This window comes from Pseudomonas sp. NPDC098740 (assembly GCF_044760065.1).
Taxonomy (GTDB): Bacteria; Pseudomonadota; Gammaproteobacteria; order Pseudomonadales; family Pseudomonadaceae; genus Aquipseudomonas; species Aquipseudomonas rossensis.
This window is the reverse complement of record NZ_JBIWAM010000001.1, coordinates 199,878-225,374: the sequence shown is the minus strand read 5'-3', so window position 1 is coordinate 225,374 and position 25,497 is coordinate 199,878. Positions and strand designations below refer to the sequence as shown.

Here is a 25,497-nt window from a genome sequence, read left to right as displayed (position 1 = left end):
ACGACAAAGCCAGGATCGCCGTCGCAACCCCGGTCGTTCGAAATCTAAGCAAGATAATCCCTAGTGCCTCGCGCAAGGCTAAGGCACGACCAGCGTATCGCCGGCTTTAAGTAGAAAATTGGTGGACATGTCATCCCCCGACATCAACTTGCTGTAGTTGACGCGCAGGATCTCTTGTCTGGCCCCATTGAGTCGCACGACCTTAATGTCGTCCTTATCGGCGAATTTGTCGAGCCCGCCCGCCATGCTTATTACCTGAAGCACTGACGTTTGACCCGACATATGCACGGTGCCGGGTTTCAGCACTTTGCCCTGAACATAGACGAGATTACCTTCGGTGCCGGTGACGACAACGCTCACCTGCGGGTCAGGTATGAAAGCCTCAAGCTTGGCAGCGATTTGCTTTGCGACAGCGGTGGCATCAAGCCCCGCAACATTGACTTGCCCTGCCAGCGGGAAGGTAATGCTGCCATCGGGGAGTACGCGTACATCCTGTTTGAGCTTGTCTTCGCCCCACACGGAAACAGAAAGGTTATCTCCCGGACTCAGCCGGTAAGTCGGGTCGTATTCGACGGCACTGGAAATGCTGGACCAAACAGCCAGCGCGCAGAGCACAGGTATCAATGAACGGAACATCGGGATCCCTCCGTCTAAGTAGCCATGCAAGGAGTTTAGAACAAAAAAACCTAGTCAAATCACTCTAGCCTATTTCACGCCAAAGAAATTACTAAACAGCAATCACCTTGAGCTTCTGGGCGGTCAATTCCGCCAATGCAACACACCCAAAACCGGAACGCTAGTGCAAAACAGCAGAATAGTGTTATTTAACAATAGCTTGGAGCAAGCAAGCTGCCCCCGATGTATTTCGCGCCAATATTAACTACACCATACCCGCTTGAGCTGGCTCAACTGCGACACTATCAACCTGACTATGGCTACGTTTGCCAGCGCAACTAACTGATATCCACAATTACAAACCAAGCATCATTGCAAGACCGGTATTATCCGCAAAAACAATACATAAAGTCGTGTGTCTAGCCAGCCATCAGAGTGGCCGTCTAACAGACCTTATTGCCGAAAACGTTAACAACCAACACCTATATCTTCCGTCGGTTGGCAACCACAATAAAACCAAACAATGCGGAAGAAAACAACCATGCTGCCGCAGAAAGCGGTACTGCATTGGGTTGGTTGATATCAGATACCCACACCAGACTTTTATCCTGGACAGTCGAATCAATCTTGAACTGCTTATTGTCAACCGCCGCCATTAATCCGTCACCCGAAGAAGAATTGACGGATACACCCACGCCTGAGTCGGCGTGATGAATGACACTGTTAAATTTGGCAGAAAGGGCATTATCGAAGTAAATATCGGTGATCAACGAAGGCAAGCCCAGGCCCTTTCCAAAAGTAAGCGACGCGCCACTCGCATACTCTTCAAGAGCCGTGCCAAGTTGAGGCCTTGACTCTTCACTAGTGTTGCTAATGCGACTAATTTCATAGGACAAACTGGTCGCCTCAGCACTAGCAACGGCTGCACCACTCAGGATCACAGAAAACAACACGAATTTAATGACAAGTGTTGAGCGCATAACACCGCCTCCTTGCGTAGGGGGTTATTCATTTGTCGGTTGAAGGAATCTTTATCGGCTACATTGAGCCTATAAGCACATCGCCATTACGTCAACAGCTCGTCACAATAATAAATCGAAATTTCACTTCAGGGAGGATGGCGTCAGAATAACGCCACAACGAGCACGTCAGCTCTGTGAATTCTATCCATGTGTAATAGCTTCACGCATGGGCGTTAGCCCTCATCAGGACGCTGGCACACGACCCGGCAAGCGCCCTTACCGGGCAACGAAGCACCTTGGCAATGGCATGGGCTCGACCGCCGACGACGCCTGTAAAGGCGGGTTTGTCGGCAACTTTCTGAAAGTACCCGGCGGCCGAGAGTTTTTGACGCATGAAGACGGCATGGCAGGTAAAGGCTCCCCGTGCATTCTCAGCCCTGGAACACTGTAGAAGTCTCGGCGCTGCGCCAGGGAACCATGCTCAACCTCCCTGGCACCCGCGCCGAGCAGATCAATGCAATGCGCGTGAAAGGCATCGTGATTGAAGACAGGATGAATGACTGACCATTACTTCGGTTGCGCCACCGTACGCAAATAAGGTTTCACCGTCTTGAAGCCATCCGGGTACCTCTTCCTTGCGTCGTCGTCGGATACCGACGTAGGAATGATCACGTCCTCCCCCGGACGCCAGTTCACCGGCGTGGCAACCGTGTGTTTGGCGTTTAACTGAATAGCGTCGAGCAGCCGTAACACTTCATCGAAGTTGCGCCCGGCACTCATCGGGTAGACCAGCATCGCCTTGATCTTTTTATCCGGGCCGACAATGAACACTGAACGCACCGTGGCGTTGTCCACGGCAGTACGAGCGCCGCCACTGGCGTTCGGGTGAATCATGTCGTAGAGCTTGGCCACCACCAGATTCTCGTCGCCGATCATGGGGTAGTTGACCGCATGGCCTTGGGTTTCTTCGATGTCTTTGGCCCAGGTCTGATGGTTACCGACCGGGTCGACGCTGAGACCGACAATCTTGGTGTTGCGCTTGTCGAACTCCGGCTTGAGCCCGGCCATATAACCGAGTTCAGTGGTGCAGACCGGGGTGAAGTCCTTCGGATGCGAGAACAGGATGGCCCACTTGTCGCCAATCCATTCGTGGAAATGGAGCGTGCCTTCGGTGGTTTCGGCGGTGAAATCCGGTGCTTCGTCGCCAATACGAATGGTCATGTGCGTTCTCCTCGCTGTGAAGGGTAGGGAAACTCTCGGAACGATCCAGTATAGGAGACCTTGAAGACTTCGCTCTGCACCCCGCCGAAGAGCTGGCGCCAGCGGGTAAATGCCCGGACCTATCGGAGCTTTCCGCCCGGTTCCCATTCACTGAGCACCTCTCTGACGGCTCTTCTCGAACTGGTGCTGCACGCCGATTTACGAGACTAAAACTTCATCCGGAAATGCTGCCTATACTGCAATCCGGGGTCGATAGAGAAAACGAACACACCCCAGAAGACGTAAGGGATTGCCTCCTGTCGGCAGTGCTTGCGTACGATTTTTTCCGAAATCTGCGGGTTCCCCAATCCAACTGCCCTGATTGTCTGCGCTAAGGACCTGACAGATGAATGTGATCGAATATTTTGATCGAGTAAGAATCATCAATATCTCGTCAAGAAAGGATCGCCGTTTAGAAACAGTAGAAGAATTCGCTCGCAACGGCTTTCAAATTGATGATGAAAAAATAGGCTTTTTTGAGGCTGTTACGCCCAGTGAGGGAAATGGCTTCCCGAGCGTCGGGGTCAGAGGCTGCTTTTTAAGTCATCTGGGGGTGCTGGAAGAGGCAATGCGCCTGAATTTGAAAAATATCTTGATCATGGAGGACGACATACAGTTTTCCAGACATATTTCCCAATATGGGAGAGAGGCGATCGAGTCTCTGGAAGGTATGGAGTGGGACATCGTCTATTTTGGGCATCCGTTTGAAGAAAATTCAAACTTGCCCGCGTGGAAAGCAGTCGACCGGCCAATACATTTGGCCCATTTCTATGCTGTAAACGGGAAATGCTTTGGGAAATTGAGGGATTTTTTATTCCAGGTTCTGGAGCGACCACCGGGACATCCTGACGGAGGTCCGATGCATTATGACGCTGCTCTCAATACGCTTATTCATAAGAATAAAGAAATTCTGGCTTACTACTTTACCTGGAATTGTGGCTATCAAAGGCCCTCGCGGACGGATCTGCATGAGCTTTCCATCTTTGACAGGGTGCCTCTCCTGCAGCCGGTAATGGGTATGCTCAGGAGGTTAAAGGCAAAAAACCTGAGAAGAACTCGATAGTTTTCTCTCTTTAGGGAAGGTCTGAAGTACCTAATGCCTGACGTAACCAGCCAGGCACGGCGCAGGAGCCGTGTCCGGGTGATTGTGGCGGACCGCCCTCGTCATTTGCGCGCCAACTTGTAGCGGACGCACTCCTCGTAAAAGCTCTCGCGCAGGGCTGCGGGCTTCATCCGCGAATGACTGTCATAGGTCTGCTCGGTAATGCCCATCGCCATCATGTGCATCCACGGCTTGCTGAACTTGTAGGTATGTAACTTCTGCCGCGCTGCATACAGTGAAACCCCGGACTGCTTGAGTTCCTGGGCTCTCGCCGCAGTACCTGCGCCCCAGCTGCAAAGGTAACGATCATTCGATGCCAGTTCTTTGGCCTGGACAGAAGCAGCAACGCTCGCCAAGCCTAACGAAATCAGCGCAACCATTACATTCCGCATTTGCATTCGATCCCAACTAACTGAAAATAAATTGATTTTGGTCAAAAGTTTCAGACTTCGGGGCCAGCAAAATGCCTTAAGTGCGCTATAGCCTGTTTTCTCCGTGTCTTACGGACATTTCTTGCGGCATTTCAATCCTTTGCTATAGCTAACGCTCTCTCCCGCCAACCAAAGAGGCAACGGAATGTCAGTCGCAAAGAAAATGACGGTGGGGCAACTGACAATGTTGACAGCCGTCAACATGCTGGGCTCAGGCATTGTGCTACTCCCCACAAAACTCGCCGAAGTCGGCGGTATTTCCATTCTTTCCTGGCTGATCACGGCGACCGGCTCCCTGGCGCTGGCCTATGCCTTTGCGCGCTGCGGGATGCTCAGCCGAAAGACCGGAGGCATGGGCGGCTATGCCGAATACACTTTCGGCAAGGCGGGCAACTACATCACGAACTACACCTATGGCCTCTCGCTGTTGATTGCCAACGTGGCGATCAGTATTACGGCGGTCGGCTATATCCAGGAGCTGCTCCATGTTGAACTGGGTTCACTGCAAGTGGGTCTGGCGACCATCGCTCTGTTGTGGATCACCACTTTCGCCAACTTCGGTGGCGCGCGGATTACCGGCCGGATCGGTGCGATTACTGTTTGGGGGGTGATTGCGCCGGTGGTGCTGGTGTCCACCATTGGCTGGTTCTGGTTCGACAGCAGTGTCTACGCCGCCGGCTGGAACCCCCACAACATGGGCTGGTTCGAAGCCGCAGGTGCATCGGTGGCGATCACCTTATGGGCATTCCTCGGCCTGGAGTCGGCGTGCGCCAACACCGATGCCGTGGAAAATCCGGAGAAGAACGTACCGATTGCGGTACTCGGCGGCACCCTCGGCGCGGCGGTGATCTACATCGTCTCCACCAACGTCATCGCCGGTATCGTCGATAACCCTGAACTGGCCTCCTCCACTGCACCGTTCGGGCTGGTCTTTGCCAAGATGTTCACCCCTCTGGTCGGCGACATTGTGATGGCCGCGATGGTACTGGCGTGCATCGGTTCGCTGCTGGGCTGGCAATTCACCATCGCTCAGGTCTACAAAAGCTCCGCGGACACCGGTTATTTCCTGTCGATCTTTGCCAAGTCCAACAAGGCCGGAACACCCATTGTCGGCATGCTGGTGCTGCTGGCAGTGCAGACGGCGCTGGCTTTTCTCACCATCAGCCCTGACCTGAGCAAGCAGTTCGACACGCTCGTCAACCTCGCGGTGGTCACCAACCTGGTGCCCTACATCCTCTCCATGGCCGCGTTGATGACCATTCAAAAGGTCTCCAACGTTCCGGCGGGCACGGCGCTGATAACCAACATCATTGCGTGGGTGGCGGCGGCTTACAGCTACCTGGCGCTGTACAGTTCGGGCGCGCAGGCATTGATGCTCGGCGGCGTGGCAACGATCTTTGGTTACACGCTGTTTGGCTTCGTCAACAACCGCCTGATCCGCCTCGAAGCGCTCAATAACAGCGTACCGACACAGACCGTCAGCGCTCAGCACATCACAGGCGAGCCGGTGCCGGTCAATAACTTGCAAGCAGTCAGAGTGGAGGCTTAATCATGACGGAATATAGACATTCGCTCGGGATGCTCACGCTGTTGGTCAGCAGCCCGCCGGACAAACGCACCGTCTTTGGTCGCGCCCTGCATCAGTTGATCAACGATGTGGAAGAACGCGCCGTCAGGGTGCTGGCGTCGGAAACCTTGAGCGACGCCACGTCGATCCTATGCTCGGACCCGGCCATTCAATGCGTGCTGCTCAGCTGGGAAATGGACAAAAGCGAAGGCCACGAGGAATGCATCAAATTGCTGGTCAGCTTGCGTGAGCGCAACACGCGGGTGCCGGTGTTTTTGATCAGCGACCGCAGCACCGCGTCGAGCATTCCATTGGTGGTCATGCAGCACGCCGACGACTTCATCTGGTTGCCCGAGGACACCAGCCGCTTCCTCAGCGGACGCATCCTGGCGGCCATCGAACGTTATCGCCAAGCCGCACTCCCTCCCATGTTCGGTGCGCTGGTGAAGTTTTCCCGGACTTATGAGTACTCGTGGCACACCCCCGGCCATGCCGGTGGCACAGCGTTTCTAAAGAGTACGGCGGGGCGTGCCTTCTACGAGTTTTTTGGCGAGAACCTGCTGCGTTCCGACCTGTCGATTTCGGTCGGTGAACTCGGTTCGCTACTCGATCACAGCGGCCCCATTGGCCAGGGCGAGCGCTACGCCGCCAAAGTGTTCGGGGCCCACCGCACCTACTACGTCACCAACGGTTCGTCGATGTCCAACCGCGTCATCCTCATGGCCAGCGTCACGCGCAATCAGATCGCCCTGTGCGACCGCAACTGCCACAAGTCCGCCGAGCATGCGATGACCCTGTCCGGTGCGATTCCGACCTATCTGGTGCCGACCCGGAACCGCTACGGCATCATCGGCCCGATCCTGCCGCAAACCCTGAGCGCCGACGGCGTGAAAGCCGCTATCGCCAGCAACCCGCTGGTCAAGCAAGGCATCGATCCGACACCTGTCCACGCGATCATCACCAACTCCACCTACGACGGCCTGACCTACAACGTCACCCGCGTCGAAGAGTTGCTGGGGCAAAGCGTCGATCGTCTGCATTTCGATGAAGCCTGGTACGGATATGCGCGTTTCAACCCGCTGTACCGCGAGCGCCACGCCATGCACGGCAGCCCGGACGATCACGACGACTCGAAGCCGACCGTGTTCGCCACCCAGTCGACCCACAAGTTGCTGGCCGCCCTGTCCCAGGCCTCGATGATTCATGTGCGTAACGGCCGCAACCCGATCGAACACGGGCGCTTCAACGAGTCGTACATGATGCACGCCTCGACTTCACCGAACTACGCGATCATGGCTTCCTGCGACGTCAGCTCGGCGATGATGGAAGCGCCCAGCGGGCAAATCCTCACCACCGAATCGATCGAAGAAGCTATCAGTTTTCGCCAGGTCGTCTCGCGCATGCACAACGAGATGCTGAGCAAGGATGACTGGTTCTTTACCTGCTGGCAGCCGCCGACCGTGCAAGTTGGCGCGGCCACCGTGCCGTTCCATGAAGTCGACCCAGTGCTTTTGAAAACCGAGCCGAACTGCTGGGTACTGCATCCCAACGCGGTATGGCACGGCTTCGGTGACATCGAAGAAGGCTACTGCATGCTCGACCCGATCAAGGTCTCGGTGCTCAGCCCCGGCATGGGCGACGACGGCAACCTGCTCGACTCGGGCATCCCGGCCTGTGTGCTCACGGCCTACCTGGGACGTCAGGGCATCGTGGTCGAGAAAACCACCGACTTCACCATCCTGTTCCTGTTCTCCATCGGTATCACCAAAGGCAAATGGGGCACCTTGCTCAATGCCCTGCTCGACTTCAAACGCGACTATGACGACAACGTCGAACTGGAACTGTGCCTGCCGGATCTGCTGGCCGCCAACCAGACTCGTTACGCCGGCATGGGCCTCAAGGACCTGGCCGACGAAATCTTCGCTGCCATGAAGAAACACAAAACTACCGCCAACATGGCCCAGGCGTTCGGCACACTGCCGAGAGCCGAATTCAGCCCGGTGGAGGCCTACGAAAAACTGGTCAGAAACGACATCGAACAGGTGACACTCGAAGAAGCCGCCGGACGCATCGCCGCGACCGGGATCGTGCCCTACCCACCCGGCATTCCACTGTTGATGCCGGGCGAAAACGCCGGGGCTGCGGATGGGCCGTTGCTGGCCTTTCTCAAGGCGCTGGAAGCCTTCGACAAATCCTTCCCGGGTTTCACCCACGACACCCACGGGATCGAAAGCGAGGGCGGGGTTTATCGCATGCTGGTGTTGAAATGAGCTAGCGCCTTTACGTGCAGCAAAGTAAAAAACGGGCGCCCTGAGGGCGCCCGTTTTATGTGTCTTCTCCTGAGCAATTAACCCGTCGGGTTTAAACCCTCACATTGCGTCCCGGCAATGATGATCGCTGGCTGGTTTCCCAATCCTGGACCAGACCGACGGGCGCATCGGACGCCGGCAGCATGGTGCGCCCACGAACCAGATCGGAGGCCCGCTCGGCCAGCATAATAGTCGGTGCATTGAGGTTGCCGTTTGGCTCGGTCGGGAACACCGACGAGTCGATCACCCGCAACCCCGCGATGCCCCGCACACGCAGCTCGGAATCAACCACGGCCATCTCGTCCTCGCCCATGCGGCACGAGCCGCAGGGATGGTAGGTGCTTTCCAGGTTTTCACGCACGAAGGCGTCGATTTCTTCGTCGGTGTTCACCTGTGGCCCGGGCGCGATCTCGCCGTCGCGGAAGCGGTCCATCGCCGGCTGGCCGATGATCTCGCGAGTCAGGCGGATGCAGCGGCGGAAGCCCTCGCGGTCTTCTTCGCGTTGCAGGTAGTTGAATTGAATCTGCGGATGTTCGTAAGGGTCAGCGGAACGCACCCGAACATAACCGCGACTCTTCGGTTTGTTCGGCCCGGTGAGCACCATGAAGCCGTGGCCCTTGATCGGTTTGTTGCCGTCATAACGCATGGCCGCGGGCAGAAAGTGGAACTGAATGTCCGGCCAGCGCAGGCCCTTGTCCGAGCGAATGAAACCACCGGCCTCGAAATGGTTGGTGGCACCGAGTCCGTCCTTGAACAACAGCCAGCGCAAGCCGATCAACAGTTTGCTCAGCGGGTCCATTTTGCTGTTGAGCGTCACCGGCTGCAGCGCATGCGTGAGCACGATGTCGACATGCTCACCCTCGGCCAATACCTGCAACCGTCGCGCAGTCACTTGCCAGTCCAGCGTTTCGTGCACCCGGACGTGTTCGCCTGGTTCGCCGAACAAGGCACCCGGATGGGCTTCAAGAACGTTGCATCCGGTCCTCTGGTGCGCTCGTCCTACCATGCGGACCAACAAGTTCAGCGGGCAACGAGCACTGTGGATTCCCTCCTTACTGCTGGATTCGATTCCCCTTGAAAGCCTCACGCCGTGCGTTGCGCTCTTCTGTGTAGGCTGCGCTCGGCTCGCTGATCAGGTGTTGCATGAAGTCGACGGCCAACGTTTCCTGACCGAGACGGTACTTGCGCAAGAAGTATTCGGTCCTTCAGCACTGCTGGTGAACGTCAAGGATGAGGATGAACTGCTCGCCGTCGCTCGCTCGCTCAAGGGCCAGCTCAGCGCCGCCATGCAGCTTGATGAGCGCGATATGCCACTGGATCATCGCTTGCTGCCTGTCCTGGAGCGGCGCACCGGGCGAATCGTTGTCAACGCCTTCGCGCATCCTCAGGAGGTGTCTTTCGCCACCCTCCACGGTGGACCGTTTCCGGCAACGTCGGACAGCCGCTTCACCTGGGTTGGCATGACGTCGATTGAACGCTTTTTGCGCCCGGCGTCCTACCGACTCAGCCCTTGGCCGCCATCGCGGTGACTTCCACGCGCATGCCTTCAACCGCCAGGGAGGCCACGCCAACGGCGGCCCGAACCGGCCAGGGCTTGGCGAAGAAGCGCTGGTAGACCTCGTTGAAGGCGGCGCGGTCGGCCATGTCGGTGAGGTAGATGGTCAGATGCAGAACCCGGTCCATGGAGCTGCCGGCGTGCTCCAGCGCTACCTTGAGCGCCTGCAGGGTGCATTCGCTTTGCAGGGCGATGTCGCCCAGTTCCAGGCTGCCGTCGGCGCGGGTGGGGATCTGAGTGGAGACCAGCAAGCCGCCGAAACCGGCGACATCCGAGGAGATGGATTGCGGATCGGGGTCGGGGAGAAAGGTGAGATCGTGGTTTGCCATGGGTGTCTCTTGCTTGAGGGGGTAAAGGGGCCGTCGAGTATATAGCGGCTGGAAAACTCAGTGTGGAACGCCCAGTTTGATAGCGATATCTTCTGGCTGGAGACGCCGCCCATCGACTGGTGTAGCCAAAACAATCCAGGGAAAGGTCATTCCAGTAGCGAGACCAGACGCGGCTCAATTGAGGTCTCAAGCACCTCAAGCAGAGCCAGCGTCACCGGCAGCTTGAAGCGCCGTCTTCCCGCGCTGCCGGGATTGAGGTAGAGCTGTTCGCCGCGCCATTCTATGCGTGGCTTGTGCGAATGGCCGGTGATCACCAGCTTTATGCCTGCATCAAGCACGGCTGGGAGATCGGCACTGTCATGTACCAGCAAGGTCTGCCATCCGTTCAGGTCGAAACATAGGCAGTCGGCGAGGTTTTCCGCCCAAGGGGCGTCCAGATCATTGTTCCCGCGGACCACGTGCAGCGGGGCTATTGACGCCAGTTGATCGAGAATTTCGGGATTGCCGATGTCGCCCGCATGAATAATCCGTTCACAACCCTGCAGCGCAGCAAGGGCTTCGGTGCGGAGCAAGCCATGGGTATCGGAAATCACGCCCACTTTCATGCAACATTCCACACCCGGTTCAAGCATCGGCACCTACTCCTCAAAGCGACCCGTGGCATCACGATCGCGCTCGTATCGTCTTGTGAGCGGAAACGGCGGCAACCAGGACTCGCGACGCACGATCCAGCTTTCGTAGGTTGGCATCAGTTGGTCTGGGGCATCCAGGGACCCCAGGTTCACTTCGATTTCGTCGTCGGTGCGCGAAAAAACCGACGAACCGCAGCGGGGACAGAAAAACCGCCCGGCGTAGTCGCGTGTTTCGCCTTCGATCGTCACCGCACTCTGAGGGAATATCGCGGAAGCATGAAAAAGCGCCCCATGATGCTTGCGGCAGTCGAGACAGTGACAAAGGCCGACCCGATACGGGAGTCCCGACGCCTCAATTCGGACGTTGCCGCACAGGCAACCACCCGTGAATCGCTCCATGCTGCGTCTCCTCTAAAATCAAGCAGTCGGAACGTGCCCCCCCGACTCAAGGCGCATTAACCACGACATAAGTCACATCGCTGCCCTGATACTGCGGTTGATACCAGGTTGAACCGCACTGCATGTAAGCCGTGTTGTACTGGATGACTTGCACGCAACTGGGGGGCAGTTGCGCTGGCGTGAAGATCGACCCGACCACCGCCGCTGTCACCGCGACCGTTGCGGTGACGGCCGCCGCCGTGGCGATCGGATGGTAGTGATTGTCGTAGCCATAGCGGCCACGCCCGTCTACGTCGATGTCCACGTCGCGGCTGTTGTCGATGTTGACGTTACGGGTGCTGTTGTTGATGTTGGTTCGGTTGCCGACCGTGTTGCCGGCATTGACCCGATTGCCCGCGTTGACGTTGGTAGCGCGTTGCGCGGTATTGCCGGTATTGCCGGTGTTGACGCGCTGAGCCCTTTGGGCAGTGGGCGGCGGCGCACGATTGACCGATGCCCTGGCATGCCCTTGGGCGCGCTGGGGTCGGGCATCCACATAAGTGACCAGGCTCAGCGTCAGTACCGAGGTGGTTACGAGCGATAACAACAGGCTCCACGACTTCGTCCTGTTCATGTCATTCCCCTCCCTGATCACTGGCTTTCTTCAAAGGAATCGCCACATCGCCCTTACCCGGTGCGAAGGTGAAGATCGAGTCCTTGATGCCTGGCTTCAGGTTCCAGCGATACACCGCGCTGTATTCCGGAAACCCCGGTTCATCGGTGGTAGTGATCACCAGTTTGCACGGCAACGGCTTCTCGGATCGGGTGATCCACAACTGCCAGTCAACGCCCTCCTGCCGAAAGGCCAGGTGATCACACAGTTGCCCCTTGATCGTCGACGGGCCGACGTACAGCGCCTCTTTCAGCGCATCGATCTGTGCCTGATCGCTGCCAAACAGAAACAGGTCCTCCATGGGCACCTGAATCCCGTAATGGTTTTCTATCAAGTGCAGCGTATCGGAGACTTCAGGCGGCGCATCCACGGTGGTGTAGTACTTGAGAAACGGTGAATACTGGGTCAGTTTCTTGCCGTTGTAGAAGAACTCTCGCGTTCAAACATCGCCTTGCGTCTTGGCATACATCCGATCGCGACCCACCACTTTCAAGACAGTGGAGGCCTCGGTCTTGATCTTCTGGCCGGACTCCAGAACGGTATCCCGGGACACTTCGGCGTCAACCTGAAACGTCGGCAGACTGCGTAGGTAGGTGCCCATATCGATGAGTTTATCGACCACTTGCGGGTTAATTGTCGGGGTGGCGTCCGGTGTTGGCGGATCGTCGGCACGAGCCCCGGGGATCAGCGCCAGGGTGAACAACAGGCAGAAAACACTCGCGTTGGCTTTCATTGATCCCGCTCCTGGGCCTGCGCACGACTCTTAAGCCTAGACCCGGCGTGACCCGTTCGCCAGAAGGGCAAAAACCCTATGGGCAAACCGGATTGGAGCACTCTATGATTGAACCCCATGACCACCACGCCTCCGATCCGCCAACCCTGCCCGCCCGGCGCCTGCGACTGCGGGCGTGACCCGCTGCTGGAAACACCGGGGGCGGACGTGCGCATCCTGTTTCTGACCCGTTTGGAGGAAAAGCGCCTGGTCGAACGCCTGGAAAACCTCCAGAGCCTGAGTGATCTGGAACGCCTGCAACAGCGAATGTACGAACAGTTGGGCATCCGCGTAGACATCGTCCCCAGTTTCAACGAAGTACGCACCATGCGCGGTATCGGTATTAACCTTGGCGAACAACCAGGGCTATGCCGCAAAACCCGTCAGTCGATCCCGGCCGCGATTCGTCGCGCACTGGAGAAGCGCCCGGAGATTGCCTACGAGCTGCTCAATGCCAACGACCTGTTGCGCGACGCGTGAGTCCTTCCAGCGAGCCGATGTCATTGAATCCACGGACTGATAAAAAGGCAATGAAACAGGATCAGCGGTCATACGCAGAGTCTTGGCCGCTGCTATGCCTTCTCATGGGAGCAATGGTTTCAAGCCAGTCAGGGATGAAGCTGGAAACTCAAGCGTGACCGTGGTCCCGGCACCCGCCAGGTGCGCGAAGAGCAACAGGTGCCAATCCGTAGCAGGAGGTGGCAAATGTTATTCATAGTCAGTTGGTCTATCAGTTCGGCAAATCGTAACAGCGCGATCGAGCGTTTCCTCAAGACCGGGGGGGCTCCACCCGCGGGCGTCAAGATGCTGGGACGCTGGCACGCCGTCGGTGGTGCGTCCGGTTTTGGCGTGGCAGAGGCCAGTGATCCGGCGGCCATTCAGAAGTGGGTGCTGGAATGGAGCGACCTCATGACCATGGAGGTCCAGGCGGCACTGACCGATGAACAGATCGCGCCGTTGCTGGCGGCCGCTGTTGGCAAGCAATAGTCGTTGGGGCGGCGAGCCGGGCTCGCCGCCCCATGCCCTCCCCCGCACGAACTTTTACTATTCCCCTGGGCGAATCCTGGCGCATTGCGGCCGGCCACCTATGCTCTGAACAAGGTCACCGACATCAATCCATGGAGCACTCACCACAATGAACCTGTCCCGAAAACTGTTTATTGGCGCTGCGCTGGCCAGCCTGCTGCTCGGCGGTTGCACCTCGAAAGTCACCGAGCGTGAGCAGTATTCCGGCTTCCTGTCCAACTACAACAACTTGCAGCAGGTCACCACCACCAGCGGCGAAACAGCCATGCGCTGGGTGAGTCCGTCCTGGAACCCAGATGCCTATAACACCGTGGCCTTCAACAAGCTGGAGCTCTACCCGGCACCCAAGCCCACTGAGCGGGTGAACCAGCAAACCCTGGACGAGTTGCAGAGCTACATGACCAGCAAGGCCAAAGGCGTGCTGGACCAGAAGTATCAGGTGGTGTCGAGCGCAAAATCAGCGCCGGCCGGTTCAAAAACCTTGATCATGCGCGCGGCGATCACCGGGGTGAATGCCGAAAACGAAGGCATGAAGTGGTATGAAGTGGTTCCGGTTGCCGCCGTCGTGGGAGGTGTTGCCGCTGCCAGTGGTCACCGCGATCAGGACACCACACTGTTCATCGAGGCCGAGTTTATCGACGCCAGCAACAACCAGACCGTGGCGAAAGTGGTGCGAAAAGTCTTTGGCAGCACCCTGTCAAACGCCAGCCAGAAGATCACCACCAAGGATTTCAAAGTGGCGATCGACAAGCTGACCAGTGACCTACAGGCGTTCATCAAGTAACCCCTGTAGGAGCTGCCGCAGGCTGCGATCTTTTGATCTTGATGTTGTCGGTGTAACCACTATCGCCAAGATCGCAGGCTTCGCCAGCTCCTACACCTATCGTGTTCACCCCAACCGCTACTTCTTCATCCCAACCCGCCGCCGCATTTCGGCGGTGATCGACTGCCGGGTTTTCTTCAGGTCGGCCCAAGGTTCATCACCGACCTCGGCCAGGCGTCCATGCACAGTGTGCACGTTCCACTGATTGCCACCCTTGAGCTCGCCCACCTCTTCGCGAAAGATCGGCACTGACACCGGCAGCCCTTCGCGGGTGCGCACGGCGTAGGCGCAGATGGTCGTGGCGCCAAGGCCGTTACGCAGGTAATCGATGAAGATCCGCCCGACCCGGTTCTTCGGTCCCGACACGGCGGAAAAACGCTCCGGCAGCAACTTGGCCATGTGGCTGACAATCGCGTGGCTGAAGTCTTTCACCTCATCCCAACCCAGCTTGCGAGTCAGTGGTACCACCAAGTGAATCCCTTTGCCGCCGCTGGTCTTGAGGAACGCCTTGAGCCCCAGTTCATCGAGTACCGAGAGGGTCAGCTGGGTGGCTTCGACCATGCTTTTCCAGGGCAGCGCCGGGTCCGGGTCGAGGTCGAGGACGAAGCGGTCGGGTTTGTCGAGGTTGTCCGAGGTGGCGTTCCAGGTGTGCAGCTCAACGGTGCTCATCTGCACGGCGCCGATCAGGGCTTCGGCGTTGTTGATGATCATCACCGGTTGCCCGGTGAGTGCCTTGTCCAGGGTGGTGATCCCCGGAATGGCCAGGCGCTCGGCGTTCTTCTGGAAAAACAGTTCGCCGGCGATGCCGTCCGGGGCGCGCACCAGCGCCACGGGCCGGTCCTTGAGCTCGGGCAAAATCCATTCGGCGACGCTGGCGTAATACTCCGCCAGTTGCACTTTGGTGGTGCCGCTACTGGCGTCGATCACCCGGTCTGGATGGGTGATTCGGACCTTGCCCTCGCCCAGGCCGATTTGTGAGGGCGCGGGTGCGGCTTTCTTTTTGGCAGGGGTGGAAGGTTTTTCGGCAGTGTTTTTTTTCGCGGCTGAAGTCTTCACGGCTTTCGGACGCTCCTCGGTAATGTCTTCGGCAGGTTTGTCGTCACGCAGGCCATGGAACACCGCATGACGAACTGAACCTTCTTTGGTCATTTCGGCAAAAGCGACCTCCGCCAGCAGCGTGGGCTTGAGCCAGTGCACACCCTTGGCGTCAAAACCGCTCGGCGGATTGACCACCGAAATCTTTTTGGTTTGCAGCGGTTTCAGTTGCTCGTAGATGCGCTTGAGCGTCGTCTCGTTGAACCCGGTGCCGACCTTACCCGCGTAACGCAACTCACCGCTGTCGCGGTCATGCAACCCCAGCAGCAGCGCACCGAAGGCATTGCGCGAGCCTTTCGGGTCGGTGAAACCGACGACCACAAATTCCTGCCGATGCTTGCACTTGAGCTTTATCCAGTCGCTGCTGCGTCGCGACACGTAAGGCGAGCCCAGACGTTTGCCGATCAGCCCCTCCATCTGCATTTGGCAGGCGCTGTTTAGCAACGCTTCCGGTTCTTCGCTAAAGGCATCGGAGAAGCGCAGCAGCCGGTCTTTGTTGGGGTTGAGTACTGTCGACAGCGCAACCCTTCGCTCCTCGACAGGCACTTCGCACAGGTCCACGCCGTTGAGGTAAGGCATGTCGAACAGGTAGTAGACGATGTTGCCGCTGCGGCCTGAGTCGAAGGCGTTTTGCAAGGCCTGAAAGTCCGGCACGCCCTGCTCATCGGCGACCACCATTTCCCCGTCGAGCCAGGCGGATTCGAGGCCTAGCGCCGCCAACGCCTCGGCTTGTCTGGGCAATTTATGGGTCCAGTCGTGACCGTTGCGGGTGAACAGTTTGACCTCGTCGTGGTCGATGCGGGCCATGATCCGATAGCCGTCGAACTTGATTTCATAGCTCCACTCCCCGCCCGGGGCCTTTTCGACCAGCGTCGCCAGTTCCGGTTTGAGTCCCTCCGGCAATTTGGCTTTGCGGGCGCCCGTCAATGGCGCCGGTTTTTCCTTGCGCGCCGGGGTAGCGGGTTTTTTGATGGATTTGGGTTTGGTAGCGGCCTTCGGCTTTTTGGCAACGATGGTCCGGTCACTGAGCACACTGTCGGGCTCGGCGGCGACCACGTCGTAATCGCTTTCGGGTTTGGCCGCGCCGTCCTGATGCTTGATCAAAAACCATTGCTCCTGCTTGCCTGGCAGGTGCGTGCGCACCAGGTTCCACAGGCCGCCGAGCTTCTCGCCCTTTAGCTCGAATTTAAGCTTGCCCTTGGCGTACGCCTTGACCGGATCGTCCTGAGGAATCCACACCCCCCGGTCCCAGACGATCACGTCGCCGGCACCGTAATGCCCTTCGGGAATGCTGCCCTCGAAGGTTGCGTAATCAATCGGATGGTCCTCGACGTGGACCGCCAGGCGCTTGACCGTTGGATCCAGTGACGGGCCTTTGGGCACCGCCCAGCTTTTCAGTGCGCCATCGAGCTCCAGGCGAAAGTCGTAATGCAGGCGCGAGGCGTCGTGCTTCTGGATGCAGAACTGCAAGGCATGGTCTTTCGCGGTTTTTTTGCCCGAACGTTTATCGGCGGCCGGTTCAGAGGTCGCCGAGAAATCGCGCATGCGATTGTAATCGTCCAGGCTCCTGGTCATGGCGCACCTGCGGACGACGTAACGGTTCCCCCGATGCCTGGGCCGATGCGCGTGACGATCAGAGCGACGACGGCAATGCGTTCCACCCGCTGATAGCCAGGGGTCAACAGTTCTTCACCGAACACATCGGGGTCGAGTTCGTGGTAAGTCCAGCCGAACATCGGCGATTCCAGGCGCGGCGTCACCGCGTCCAGAAAAGGATCGAGGCCATCGATCATCGCCACGCCGGTGTACAGCACCAGGGACCCACCGGGGGCCAACCGATACAGGGCTTGCTCGACAATACGCAACGACAATTGCGCGCCCAGCGCGCCGCCGCCATGCCGGTAAGCACGCTCGGCCGGGTCGGCCATGTAGGGCGGATTGGCGACGATCAGGTCAAAGTGGCCGTCGACGTCTTGCAGCACATCGCTGGCCTCGATGCTGACGTTAGCCACCTCGGCGAGCGCGGTATTGACTGCGGTCATGCGTAACGCCAACGGGTTGATGTCGACGGCCAGTACTTCGGCCTCACGGCGGGCGCGGGCAATCACAATCGCTCCGACGCCAGCGCCGCAACCAATGTCCACGGCGCGCCTGATCGGCGCGAAGCTCTGTTGCAGATGAGCGTGAATCAGTTGTGCAAAACGATAAGTGTCGGGGCCGAAGAACACCGCGTCAGCGGCATCAGTGGGGTAACCCGAATGCACGAACAACAGATCATCGAGGCTTGACCAGCGCACATGACTTTTCAGTCGACCATTGCATTCCTCGAGGACACCTGCCTGTTGCAACTGCCGCTGCTCATCCACCGACAACAGACCGGGCTCAAACGGCCGCGACCAGCCGAATACTTCGCGCAGGGTCCGAGCGCTTTGCCCGAATACGCGATCATTGACCCGTTGATGGGTCAGCGGCGTTGGCGTGATGAAACGGTAACCGTCGGCCTGCAAGCGGCGCCCCAGTTGCAGCAGAGCCAGATCGGCGGCGCTAAGGTGTTCTTCCTGATTCATGAAGGGCTCCCTATCGAAAACCGGATTTGAGTTCGATGAACCGTCGCGTGGCCATCAGGCCAGCGGGATGGGCGTGCCGATGGGCGGACAACCACGGAATCAAGACCTGCATTTGCTCGTCGGCGGCAAGCCCTTTAAGTGTAGCGTGCAGGCTTTGGACATCCGGGTCATTGACGGGCACTAGTGGTTCGGTCGCGGCACTGCTACCGCGTCGAACCGCGGCCGGCGCTCGCTCAGGTCGCCAGTCCCCGGCAATCCAGTCGTGCAGCAGTTGTTTTTCGTAGGGGCTGAACACCCCGAACATGGCCGCGCCGTTGCCATCGACCAATTGCCAGAAACGGCTGGCTTGCGGGTCCTGGTGACGCTTGATCCAGCCCTTGTTTTCCATCGCGCTGAGAAAGCCTGGCAACTGCTCCGGCGACGACAACCATTGATTGACGGTCTTGCCTTCAAATCGGCAATAGTCGGAATGCATGTGCTGACCAAACGGGCGCTTGCGCTCAAGCATGCTCAGCAACTCGCCGTACAGGTCGAACGACTCGATGATCGCGCGACTGCCCTGCCCCAGATCGTTGAGCCGATAACCCAGCGCAACCCTGCGCAGAAAGTCTTCACGGTCGGCTTCCACCGGCAACAATTGCAGCACCGATTGCACGGCCTTTTGCGCGTGGCCGGTGCTGGCATTGTCGATGGTCACGTGCAGGGTGAAGTAATACGGATCGATGCCCAGCTCGCTGAGTTCATAGGCGCTGATCAGCAAATGCAGCGGCAGTTGTTCATAACCGAGGTTGTAGCCGATCACTTCCGGCAAAAAATCGTCGCTGCAATAACCCAGCGCCAATTGCACCGCGCCTTGCAGGTAACGCTTGTCCGGGATGAACGCGTTGTCCTGCAAGCCATGTTCGGCGAGCAGCTTGCGGTAGATCACCACATGATTTTGCGCCGGGTTGCCGTCGCCCAGCTCTTCCAGGTAGGTGCAAATCAGCCCTTCAAAACGAGGGTCATGCCAGTGCCGCAGCAGGCCATACAGCCACGCGCCGTCCACCAGTTTGGTCGGGGCAACGGCTTGCAGGAAAAACAACGCGTGCGCCTTGTTAGTGAAGAACTGCCGTGGCGCCCCGTCCTTGCGCTTTTGCAGGTAGTCGGCGTATTGGCGTGCCACGTCGGCGCAGTGCTGTTCGACAAAGGTTTGCAACGCCGACAGGTCTCGCGGCATGTCCTCAGGCAGGTCCGTTGCGTGCGCAAGTTGAGCCTCGAGAAAGGATTGACCAAGTGCACGCTGGTGCTCGATATCGTCGCTCAGCAATAACTGTTCGTAGATAGGTTTCAGGCTGCCGGCGGTCAGGATCGCGCGTTGGTGGGCCGGCTGGGATTCAAGTCGTGTCAGGGCAGTCATGGGGTCGTCTCTCGGTCTGAGGCCAGTGGCAGGACGCTGAATCAGCACGTCTCTACATCAGCAGAGCGACACCCCCCGAAGAAAATTCCATCGGCGTTGAAATCGCCCGGACAGACGGGCTTGTGTCGCGGCACCCGGCGCCAGATCAAGTGAATATACTCAGCGAGTGTAGACACACCCTTCGGAGAGCAATCATGCGAACGGTTCATGTCATCGAGCCCGAAAAAACCCCCGACCCGGTCAATGTCGTGGGTGAGGCCATCACCATTCTCGCGGGCGGGGATCTGAGCAAACCTTTTGAAATGCATATCCAGGAAGGCGTGCAAGGCGGCGGGCCGCCTCCGCACTTTCACCCTTGGGACGAAGCGTTCTACGTCATTGACGGGCAGGTGGAAGTGACGGTTGCGGGCAAGGCCACCACCGTTTTCCCCGGGGGTTATGTGCATATTCCTGCTGGGACTGTTCATGCTTACAAGAACATCAGCGCGACGGCAAAGATGATCGGCGTGGTCTCTGATCCGCGCGGTGGTCAGTTCTTTGCCGCGGTGGATCAGCTCAAAGTGCCGCAGGATTTGCCGCGGATACTGGCAATCGCCGAGAGCTTCGGCGTTACGTTTCTGGTGCCGAATAACGCCTGAAACCCGGTAGAGCCCAAGGCTTCAGCTGATTATGATCGTTCCCACGCAGAGTGGAGCGCGGGAACGATCATCAGGCCACACCACCTTTGGCCTGTTGCTCCAGATGCACTTGCAGCTGCGGATCGATACTCAGCGCCGCAGCCAGTTCATCCAGATAGCTGCGTTCGGCGTCCTGCTGATCGTCCACCAGCATCACACTGGCCAGGTACATCTCCGCCGCCATGCCGGAATCCGTGGCCGACTGCGCCACATCGGCGGCGTCCAGTGGCCGCGCGACTTCATCGTCCAGCCATTGCTGGAGCTCTGGGTCGTCGGTGTGGCGGCCGATTTCGGTGCTGATCATCTGCTTCTCGGCGTCATCAATCCGGCCATCGGCCTTCGCCGCCGCAATCAATGCACGAAGAATCGCGCGGCTGTGGTCCTCGACTTCCGGGCCGGACAACAGGTCGACAGTGCGCGGTGCCTGCTGCGGCGCCGAGGCCTGGCTGCGTTGCCAGGCTTGATAGGCCTGGAATGCCATCATTCCGAGCGAAGCCAGCGCCGCGTAGTTGGTGCCGCCACCCGACCGAGTCTGGGTCGAGCGGGTCTGGGTCGAACCGCCCATGGCGGAGCCACCGCCCAGCAGACCACCGAGCAAACCACCCAGGCCACCGCCCCCGGCGCTTGAACCGGCACCACCGCCCAACAGGCCACCGAGCAATCCCCCGAGTCCGCCGAGACCACCTTGAGCCGACGCGCCACCGCCACCCTGTTGCGACATTGAGCCTTGGCCGGCCCTTAGTAATTGTTCGAGCAGATCGCTGGTGTTCATGACGATGTCCTCATCGGTTGGAGTGATCCAGTCAGGCAACGATAGTCCTCGCCGACAAATGCGCCACCACCGTTTGGCTGACGGGAAACCCTTATCGCACTTGACCCCGATGACCCTCGGCTGCGAGTGTTCCACCCTCGCAAACCTCCACAGGATCAACGAACACATGGACCGCCATCTGATTGTCGTCAGCGACGTCATCGAACCTGAAGTCGAGCAAGTACTCAGCGCCGGGCTGAGTGCCTTCAATGATCAGATGACCGGAGTCAACGACCGCCAGTCGCTGGCGGTCACGGTCCGCGATCCGGACACACATCAAGTGCTGGGCGGTATCACCGGGCGTACGTCGCTCGGACTGCTGTTTCTTGATCTGTTCTACTTGCCCGAGTCACTGCGCGGCTCCGGGCTTGGTTCTCGACTGCTTAAAGCGTACGAGGACGAAGGCCGTCGTCGCGGTTGCCGCTCGGCGGTGCTCTATACCCTCAGTTTCCAGGCCCCGCAGTTCTATGAAAAACACGGCTGGCAGCGCTTCGGGGAAGTGCCTTGCGACCCGCCAGGCACGAGTCGGGTGTTCATGAGCAGGGCGCTGTGAATGAGCCAGTCTGTACAAGGTCAATCCGCCGATTACTGCGTTTGGGTAAAAGGTATCGCCTGTGCCGATGTTTCATTTAACACCCCGGATTTATCCGGGGTATTTTTTTGCGGCCCAGCTAAGATTTACAGATGGTGAACCTTATCCCCGGATACCCGGTCGATACATGCAACCTGACTTGGTTTGCCGACACCCCCAATTGAAGGGGTGATAACAGGCTTGCTTCACTTTCTGGAGAACGCCCCCGTGATATCGACCCTACACATCGCCAGGCTCAAAGCATGGGGCGCCCATGGTTTTACCGCCACCGGCGTGGTCACTGCCTTCCTCGCGACCCTCGCCCTGCTGGAAAACCAGGCCGCAAACTGCCTGCTGTGGCTGGGCGTCGCCCTGATCGTCGATGGGCTGGATGGTGCGTTGGCACGCAAGGTCAATGTCCAGTCGGTGCTGCCAAGTTTCGATGGCTCGATCCTCGATCTGGTCATCGACTACCTGACGTACGTGTTTATCCCCGCGCTGTTCATTTATCGTTACATCCCCTTGCCGGACTACACGCTGCTGCTGTCCGTGTCGCTGATTCTGGTCTCGTCGCTGTTTTGCTTCTGCAACGTCAACATGAAGAGCAAGGACAACTACTTCCAGGGCTTCCCCGCCGCCTGGAACGTGGTCGCCCTGTGCCTGTACATCATCGCCCCGTCGCCGTGGATCACCTTTCTCACCATCATCGGCCTGGCGCTGTTGACCGTGACCCGGATGAAGTTCCTCCACCCGTTCCGCGTGCGCAAGTTCATGCCGATCAACATCGCGGTAACGGCAATCTGGCTGCTGTGCAGCTTGTCGCTGGTGGTCAACCATCCGGTGATCAATCCACTGGTGATGGGGCTTTGGCTGCTGATGTCGGCTTACTTCCTGGGGATCTGCATCTGGCGCACGGCGCTGGAGTGGTTCGAAAACTCGCGGTAATAAAGGAATGTAGAGCGTGCCCATCCATATCGTGCGCCTCGGTTCACCGCGCGCAGCCAATGAAGGCCTGCGCCTGGGCACGGTGCGTCGCCCGCCGCGTGGCGTGCCGAAAGCCGAGTTTGCCAGTCGGGATTTTTATGACGTGTGGCAGCCGTTGCTGTCTCCCAGTGCCGAACTGGTCGCAGAAGCCAAAGCGGCAGAAGACGCCAAGGCGTGGGAAGCCTTCAAGCGCAAGTTCAAGACCGAAATGAACCACCCGGCGCCCAGCCAGTTGCTCGATTTGTTGGCGGCGTTGTCCCACCAAACGTCACTGGCCATTGGCTGTTATTGCGAAGATGAAGCGCATTGCCATCGGTCGGTATTGCGGGCGCTGTTAGAGGCGCGTGGTGCGCAGCTCAAATAGTCGCTGGCGCAGGCTATTGCGACATTGACCGCTCAAGATCGGACTAAAGGATTTTGGTAAGGACACAAGGATCGAGGTCTTAAAAATGAATAACCAGATTCGACTCGCCACCCCTGACGATGCGGCAGCCATCAGCCAGGTCATCATTCAATCGCTGCGCCAGTCCAATGCCCTGGACTACCCGCCCGACGTCATCACCCAGGTAGAGAAAAGCTTTTCTACCGAGGCCATCCGCGCCTTGTTGAGCCAACGCCAGGTCTTTGTCGCCACCATCGATAAGCGTGTAGTCGCCACGGCCAGCCTTGACCAAAACGTTGTGCGCAGCGTATTCGTTGACCCAAGCCATCAGGGGGGCGGACTCGGCAGGCAGTTGATGGCAACGATTCAATCTGTCGCCCAAGAAGCAAAAATCGAGGTACTGCGCGTTCCCTCCTCCATCACCGCAGAAGCCTTTTACTTCAAGCTGGGTTATCGAAAAGTTCGCGACGAATTTCACGGGGTCGAGCGCACGATCATTATGGAGCGGCGTTTGAGGCCCGTTGTCGACTACACAAACTGACGCCAGCGAATGTCCGTCATTGAGCTGTTCTCGTTACCATCCAAAATAAGTAGGAGTTGATCGATGCGCATCGCCTTGCTGTCAGACATCCACTTGTCCGTCAACGCGTTACCTTTTCCCGATGTGGATGCCGATCTTGTCGTCCTCGCCGGAGACATCTCCCGACCGGCTACGGCCATCGAGTGGGCCAAATCGTGCCCTGTTCCGATCGTGTACGTGGCAGGGAATCACGAGTTTTATGGCAGCGACTTGATCTCTACCTACCAGCACTTGAACAGGTTGTCGGAAGGTACACAGATCCACGTATTGGAACGCTCGGAGTATCTCCACAACGGCGTGCGGTTCTTGGGTTGCACGCTGTGGTCTGACTATCGGCTTTTCGATTCTGCAGAGGATCGGGCACAGGGTGTTGATCTGGCTACGAAGCTCATGCGGGACTTCACCCACATAAAAATCGCACCAGATTTTCCAGATCTGTTCAGCCCGGCAGTTTCCCAACTGGTTTTTTTACAGACAGTCGCCTGGTTGGAAGACTGCTTCTCCCGCGACAAAACCACTCCCACGGTGGTGGTTTCGCATTTTGCACCGACACGGTTGAGCATAGGCCTGCTGTTTGAGAATTCGCCGATTAACGCGAGTTTTGTTTCAAACCTCGAAGACCGGATCAACGTCTGGCAGCCGGCACTTTGGCTGCATGGCCATACCCATGGGAGCTTTGACTACCAAGTGGGCAAAACTCGTGTCATTTGCAACGCCCGGGGCTATGCAAAAAATGGCATTAATGAAAATCCGGAATTTAATGGCTCATACGTGATTGACCTGGATATCTGAGGCAACACGGCCCTGCCTCCTGGAAGCTGGGTCCAGAAAACCGAGCAAAGCCTGCCGGGTGTCATGCCAGGCCGCCGGATGTTCCAAATCGAGGAAGTGCCCGGCATTCTTGATGGTATGGAACCGGGACTGAGACGCATGATCGGCGAACAGCCGGGCGTCTTCGGCCGAGGTGTACTCATCCCATTCGCCGTTGACAAACAGCAGCGGTATTTCGATGGCAGCGGCACAGGCGACATAGCAATGGGTGTCTTGGGTCAGCACCTCATTGACGTGGAAATGCATCTGCCTGTACTCGTGCTCGGCCAGGCTTCTGACATGGCGGTCATTAAAGCGTTTGAACAGCGATGGCAGGTGCTTGCCGATCGTGCTGTTGATCAAGTGACCGACATTGAGGCGGTCGCAAGCCTGGAGATGGTTCATGCCGTGCTCCAGGTAATCGCGCATCGGCGTATTGATACGCGCTGCGAATGAATTGATCACCGCCTTCTCGATTCGTCGCGGCCGCTGAGCCAGCGCCAGCAAGGTAGCCGCACCGCCCCAGGAAAAGGACAGCACATGGTGCGCACCAAAGTGTTCGATTAAATCCAGCAGTATCGCGGCCTCGTCTTCCTTTCGGATCGGTTGGCCGTGGAGGTTGTGTTGCTTCGACTGACCGGCGTAGGGCTGGTCGTAGAGAACTACATTGAATCGCGGCTGCAGGTAACGCACCGTTTGGGCAAAAGATGCGGTCGTTGCCAGTGAGCCGTTGACCAGAATGATGGTCTTGTCAGCGGCAGTGTTGAGATAGTGCTCGGTGTAAACCTTGTACTTCCCGCAGATCTCGACGATGGCAGTTTTCGGCATCATGACATTTTCTTCCTTGAACCCATTGGACTAAGCGCACAGCGTTTGGGATGCCCACAGGGCCCTATCGCAGATAGCAGTACACGTGGACCTGACAGTGAAGTGTCAGGCCAATACATTAATAACTCAGGGTGATTTTCAAGCGTCAACGCATAGGCCTCCTCGGGCTTAATCTGGCAACACGGACAAGCAACAACAGCGCGAGGGTGCTCGGATGGCGACCGTGACCAATGAGTCACTGACTGACCATGTGTTCAGAGTTAAGCAGGGATTTCCTCGTCTGCAAGAACGCAGACGAGTTATTGCGTCGAAGACGTCGTGATGGTCGAACGATGTCACCCAAGACGAGGCGACGCGCGAAA

25 protein-coding genes and 5 pseudogenes are annotated in these 25,497 nt (G+C 58.0%); 15 read left to right on the top strand and 15 right to left on the bottom strand.

Annotated features, from left to right (window positions below):
- Positions 1-78: 78 nt before the first annotated feature.
- Positions 79-636: a polysaccharide biosynthesis/export family protein gene (locus ACIQU2_RS01160; RefSeq protein WP_403137836.1), complete on the bottom strand. Its 558-nt coding sequence runs from the start codon at positions 634-636 to the stop codon at positions 79-81.
- A 461-nt stretch (positions 637-1,097) separates the two neighbouring features.
- Positions 1,098-1,595 (bottom strand): hypothetical protein, encoded by a 498-nt coding sequence (locus ACIQU2_RS01155; RefSeq protein ID WP_403137833.1) that lies wholly within the window; start codon positions 1,593-1,595, stop codon positions 1,098-1,100.
- A 274-nt stretch (positions 1,596-1,869) separates the two neighbouring features.
- On the opposite strand from ACIQU2_RS01155, the pseudogene ACIQU2_RS01150 reads away from it, so the two are divergent.
- Positions 1,870-2,141: pseudogene (locus ACIQU2_RS01150) on the top strand (cytochrome C); the annotation flags it as partial.
- Between the two features lie 3 nt (positions 2,142-2,144).
- On the opposite strand, the gene ACIQU2_RS01145 reads toward ACIQU2_RS01150, so the two are convergent.
- A complete protein-coding gene (locus tag ACIQU2_RS01145) occupies positions 2,145-2,798 on the bottom strand; it encodes a peroxiredoxin (RefSeq protein WP_403137831.1) in 654 nt (217 codons plus the stop codon).
- Between the two features lie 385 nt (positions 2,799-3,183).
- Between ACIQU2_RS01145 and ACIQU2_RS01140 the strand changes: the two genes are divergently transcribed.
- Positions 3,184-3,900, top strand: a complete 717-nt coding sequence (locus tag ACIQU2_RS01140) for a glycosyltransferase family 25 protein (protein WP_403137828.1) — start codon at positions 3,184-3,186, stop codon at positions 3,898-3,900.
- Between the two features lie 101 nt (positions 3,901-4,001).
- Here the strand turns inward: ACIQU2_RS01140 and ACIQU2_RS01135 are convergent, their stop codons facing one another.
- Positions 4,002-4,331, bottom strand: a complete 330-nt coding sequence (locus tag ACIQU2_RS01135) for a hypothetical protein (RefSeq protein ID WP_403138297.1) — start codon at positions 4,329-4,331, stop codon at positions 4,002-4,004.
- Between the two features lie 184 nt (positions 4,332-4,515).
- Between ACIQU2_RS01135 and potE the strand changes: the two genes are divergently transcribed.
- A complete protein-coding gene (potE, locus tag ACIQU2_RS01130; RefSeq protein ID WP_403137825.1) occupies positions 4,516-5,919 on the top strand; it encodes a putrescine-ornithine antiporter in 1,404 nt (467 codons plus the stop codon).
- 2 nt (positions 5,920-5,921) lie between these two features.
- The gene (locus ACIQU2_RS01125; protein WP_403137823.1) at positions 5,922-8,207 is read left to right on the top strand and encodes an Orn/Lys/Arg decarboxylase N-terminal domain-containing protein; all 2,286 of its coding nucleotides are present in this window, start codon (positions 5,922-5,924) and stop codon (positions 8,205-8,207) included.
- 91 nt (positions 8,208-8,298) lie between these two features.
- Here ACIQU2_RS01125 and ACIQU2_RS01120 read toward each other — a convergent pair.
- Positions 8,299-9,069: pseudogene (locus ACIQU2_RS01120) on the bottom strand (GMC oxidoreductase); the annotation flags it as partial.
- On the opposite strand from ACIQU2_RS01120, the pseudogene ACIQU2_RS01115 reads away from it, so the two are divergent.
- Together ACIQU2_RS01115 and ACIQU2_RS01110 are read left to right on the top strand one after the other, a co-directional pair.
- Positions 9,067-9,324 (top strand): annotated as a pseudogene (locus ACIQU2_RS01115) (lipoyl synthase); the annotation flags it as partial. The pseudogenes ACIQU2_RS01120 and ACIQU2_RS01115 sit on opposite strands and share 3 nt — an antisense overlap.
- 61 nt (positions 9,325-9,385) lie before the next feature.
- Positions 9,386-9,757, top strand: a pseudogene (locus tag ACIQU2_RS01110) (aldehyde dehydrogenase (NADP(+))); the annotation flags it as partial.
- Here the strand turns inward: ACIQU2_RS01110 and ACIQU2_RS01105 are convergent.
- From ACIQU2_RS01105 to ACIQU2_RS01085, 5 genes and pseudogenes are all read right to left on the bottom strand, one after another.
- On the bottom strand, positions 9,750-10,130 hold the full coding sequence (locus ACIQU2_RS01105) for a RidA family protein (protein ID WP_123369193.1): 381 nt from the start codon (positions 10,128-10,130) through the stop codon (positions 9,750-9,752). The pseudogene ACIQU2_RS01110 and the gene ACIQU2_RS01105 sit on opposite strands and share 8 nt — an antisense overlap.
- A 146-nt stretch (positions 10,131-10,276) precedes the next feature.
- A complete protein-coding gene (locus ACIQU2_RS01100; protein ID WP_347803859.1) occupies positions 10,277-10,735 on the bottom strand; it encodes a metallophosphoesterase family protein in 459 nt (152 codons plus the stop codon).
- Positions 10,736-10,768: 33 nt separating this feature from the next.
- The gene (locus ACIQU2_RS01095; RefSeq protein ID WP_150656047.1) at positions 10,769-11,161 is read right to left on the bottom strand and encodes a GFA family protein; all 393 of its coding nucleotides are present in this window, start codon (positions 11,159-11,161) and stop codon (positions 10,769-10,771) included.
- 46 nt (positions 11,162-11,207) lie between these two features.
- Complete coding sequence (locus tag ACIQU2_RS01090; RefSeq protein WP_403137818.1) at positions 11,208-11,774, bottom strand: hypothetical protein; 567 nt, start codon at positions 11,772-11,774, stop codon at positions 11,208-11,210.
- 1 nt (position 11,775) lies between these two features.
- Positions 11,776-12,414: pseudogene (locus ACIQU2_RS01085) on the bottom strand (DUF2092 domain-containing protein).
- Positions 12,415-12,663: 249 nt separating this feature from the next.
- On the opposite strand from ACIQU2_RS01085, the gene ACIQU2_RS01080 reads away from it, so the two are divergent.
- The 3 genes from ACIQU2_RS01080 (at position 12,664) to ACIQU2_RS01070 (ending at position 14,395) form a co-directional block, all read left to right on the top strand.
- Entirely contained in the window at positions 12,664-13,065 is a 402-nt protein-coding gene (locus tag ACIQU2_RS01080) for a hypothetical protein (protein WP_403137817.1), read from the top strand.
- A gap of 225 nt (positions 13,066-13,290) precedes the next feature.
- Complete coding sequence (locus tag ACIQU2_RS01075; RefSeq protein ID WP_056741823.1) at positions 13,291-13,572, top strand: DUF3303 domain-containing protein; 282 nt, start codon at positions 13,291-13,293, stop codon at positions 13,570-13,572.
- Between the two features lie 148 nt (positions 13,573-13,720).
- The gene (locus ACIQU2_RS01070) at positions 13,721-14,395 is read left to right on the top strand and encodes a DUF3313 domain-containing protein (RefSeq protein ID WP_403137814.1); all 675 of its coding nucleotides are present in this window, start codon (positions 13,721-13,723) and stop codon (positions 14,393-14,395) included.
- Positions 14,396-14,512: 117 nt separating this feature from the next.
- Here the strand turns inward: ACIQU2_RS01070 and ligD are convergent, their stop codons facing one another.
- Genes ligD through ACIQU2_RS01055 form a run of 3 tightly spaced genes read right to left on the bottom strand, consistent with a single transcriptional unit; the run spans position 14,513 to position 19,492 of the window.
- Entirely contained in the window at positions 14,513-17,104 is a 2,592-nt protein-coding gene (gene ligD / locus ACIQU2_RS01065) for a DNA ligase D (protein ID WP_403137811.1), read from the bottom strand.
- Positions 17,101-18,096 (bottom strand): methyltransferase, encoded by a 996-nt coding sequence (locus tag ACIQU2_RS01060; protein WP_403137810.1) that lies wholly within the window; start codon positions 18,094-18,096, stop codon positions 17,101-17,103. Before ACIQU2_RS01060 ends, ligD begins: the two co-directional genes overlap by 4 nt.
- Before the next feature lie 10 nt (positions 18,097-18,106).
- Positions 18,107-19,492 carry an iron-containing redox enzyme family protein gene (locus tag ACIQU2_RS01055; RefSeq protein WP_347803866.1) on the bottom strand — a complete coding sequence of 462 codons (1,386 nt, stop codon included), beginning with the start codon at positions 19,490-19,492 and terminating at the stop codon, positions 18,107-18,109.
- A 194-nt stretch (positions 19,493-19,686) separates the two neighbouring features.
- Between ACIQU2_RS01055 and ACIQU2_RS01050 the strand changes: the two genes are divergently transcribed.
- Complete coding sequence (locus ACIQU2_RS01050) at positions 19,687-20,130, top strand: cupin domain-containing protein (protein ID WP_347803867.1); 444 nt, start codon at positions 19,687-19,689, stop codon at positions 20,128-20,130.
- 70 nt (positions 20,131-20,200) lie between these two features.
- Here the strand turns inward: ACIQU2_RS01050 and ACIQU2_RS01045 are convergent, their stop codons facing one another.
- Positions 20,201-20,941, bottom strand: coding sequence for a tellurite resistance TerB family protein (locus ACIQU2_RS01045; RefSeq protein WP_347803868.1), 741 nt, complete (start codon positions 20,939-20,941; stop codon positions 20,201-20,203).
- Positions 20,942-21,107: 166 nt separating this feature from the next.
- On the opposite strand from ACIQU2_RS01045, the gene ACIQU2_RS01040 reads away from it, so the two are divergent.
- From ACIQU2_RS01040 to ACIQU2_RS01020, 5 genes are all read left to right on the top strand, one after another.
- A complete protein-coding gene (locus ACIQU2_RS01040; RefSeq protein ID WP_347803869.1) occupies positions 21,108-21,533 on the top strand; it encodes a GNAT family N-acetyltransferase in 426 nt (141 codons plus the stop codon).
- Positions 21,534-21,779: 246 nt separating this feature from the next.
- A complete protein-coding gene (pcsA, locus tag ACIQU2_RS01035) occupies positions 21,780-22,496 on the top strand; it encodes a phosphatidylcholine synthase (protein ID WP_347803870.1) in 717 nt (238 codons plus the stop codon).
- 16 nt (positions 22,497-22,512) lie between these two features.
- Entirely contained in the window at positions 22,513-22,899 is a 387-nt protein-coding gene (locus ACIQU2_RS01030) for a DUF488 family protein (RefSeq protein WP_347803871.1), read from the top strand.
- Positions 22,900-22,984: 85 nt separating this feature from the next.
- On the top strand, positions 22,985-23,458 hold the full coding sequence (locus ACIQU2_RS01025) for a GNAT family N-acetyltransferase (RefSeq protein WP_403137803.1): 474 nt from the start codon (positions 22,985-22,987) through the stop codon (positions 23,456-23,458).
- 63 nt (positions 23,459-23,521) lie between these two features.
- Positions 23,522-24,289, top strand: a complete 768-nt coding sequence (locus ACIQU2_RS01020) for a metallophosphoesterase (RefSeq protein WP_347803873.1) — start codon at positions 23,522-23,524, stop codon at positions 24,287-24,289.
- Here the strand turns inward: ACIQU2_RS01020 and ACIQU2_RS01015 are convergent.
- Positions 24,263-25,138, bottom strand: coding sequence for an alpha/beta fold hydrolase (locus ACIQU2_RS01015; protein WP_403137801.1), 876 nt, complete (start codon positions 25,136-25,138; stop codon positions 24,263-24,265). The two genes, ACIQU2_RS01020 and ACIQU2_RS01015, sit on opposite strands and share 27 nt — an antisense overlap.
- Positions 25,139-25,497: the final 359 nt, after the last annotated feature.